Raw genomic sequence first — 1,508 nt, 5'->3', positions numbered from 1 at the left:
TAAGTTTAGTGGTTGGGTTTATGGCTTGGAGTATAATTGCGCCATTAATGCCCTTTATTAAACAAGATGTCAATGTTACTGAAGGTCAAATATCAATCATTTTAGCGATACCAGTTATTTTGGGATCGGTGCTCCGTGTGCCATTTGGTTATCTAACAAACATTGTTGGCGCTAAATGGGTATTCTTTACTAGTTTTATCGTATTGTTATTCCCGATATTTTTCTTAAGCCAAGCACAAACACCGGGTATGTTAATGGCGTCAGGATTTTTCCTTGGTGTAGGTGGTGCAATTTTCTCAGTTGGTGTTACATCAGTTCCTAAATATTTCCCTAAAGAAAAAGTAGGTCTAGCAAATGGTATTTATGGTATGGGAAATATCGGTACAGCAGTTTCTTCATTTTTAGCACCGCCAATTGCGGGTATTATTGGTTGGCAAACAACTGTTAGAAGTTACTTAATTATTATCGCTTTATTTGCATTAATTATGTTTATATTTGGTGATACACAAGAACGTAAAATTAAAGTGCCATTAATGGCACAAATGAAAACATTATCTAAAAACTACAAATTATATTACTTAAGTTATTGGTATTTCATTACTTTTGGTGCTTTTGTAGCATTTGGTATTTTCTTACCTAACTACTTAGTAAATCATTTTGGAATTGACAAAGTAGATGCTGGTATTCGATCAGGTGTATTCATTGCGCTGGCAACATTCTTAAGACCAATAGGTGGCATTTTAGGTGATAAATTTAATGCAGTTAAAGTATTGATGATTGATTTTGTTGTTATGATTATCGGTGCCATTATTTTAGGTATTTCAGACCATATCGCATTATTCACTGTAGGCTGTTTAACAATAAGTATTTGTGCAGGTATTGGTAACGGCTTAATCTTCAAATTAGTACCATCCTACTTCTTAAATGAAGCGGGATCCGCAAATGGTATCGTATCAATGATGGGTGGTTTAGGAGGATTCTTCCCACCACTAGTAATCACGTACGTAGCTAATTTAACAGGATCAAGTCATTTAGCATTTATTTTCTTAGCGGTATTTGGATGTATTGCATTATTTACCATGCGTCATTTATACCAAAAAGAATATGGCTCATTGAAAAACGGTTGATATGTAATACATGACATTCATTTAGTTAAATACAAAGCCTTAATATCATGCGCAATATTCGTAGCATGACATTAAGGCTTTAGTAGTGTATTCATTTTAAATTTAACTATGAAATTGGAATAGATGTTGATGAAGTAGTTTCATTGCTTGGTTTGATTTTAGGCAAGGTAATGGTTAATAACCCATTTTCAAAACTAGCAGTAATATGTTGCTTATCAACAGCTTCAAAATCAAATTGACGCATTAATGATTCTAAGTTACGCTCATCTAAAATGAGTTGTTCAGATTTGTATTTTGCGCTTCTAGTAGCTTGAATAGTGAGCGTATTATTATTGAAATCGATACTAATATCTTCTTTATTTACACCTGCTAGTTCAGCTT

At 33.3% G+C, this 1,508-nt stretch carries 2 protein-coding genes; one reads left to right on the top strand and one right to left on the bottom strand.

The features are described 5' to 3' along the window. Nucleotides 1-1,127: nitrate/nitrite transporter (locus IDG60_RS27530; protein ID WP_206160803.1), on the top strand; the 1,127-nt coding region annotated here is incomplete at its 5' end. A 106-nt stretch (nt 1,128-1,233) separates the two neighbouring features. Here IDG60_RS27530 and IDG60_RS27525 read toward each other — a convergent pair. Continuing rightward, nucleotides 1,234-1,508: Hsp20 family protein (locus tag IDG60_RS27525; RefSeq protein WP_206160802.1), on the bottom strand; the 275-nt coding region annotated here is incomplete at its 5' end.

This window comes from Staphylococcus sp. EG-SA-2, assembly GCF_017152085.1.
The sequence above is the reverse complement of the archived record's forward strand: the minus strand, read 5'-3'. Positions and strand labels throughout refer to the sequence as shown.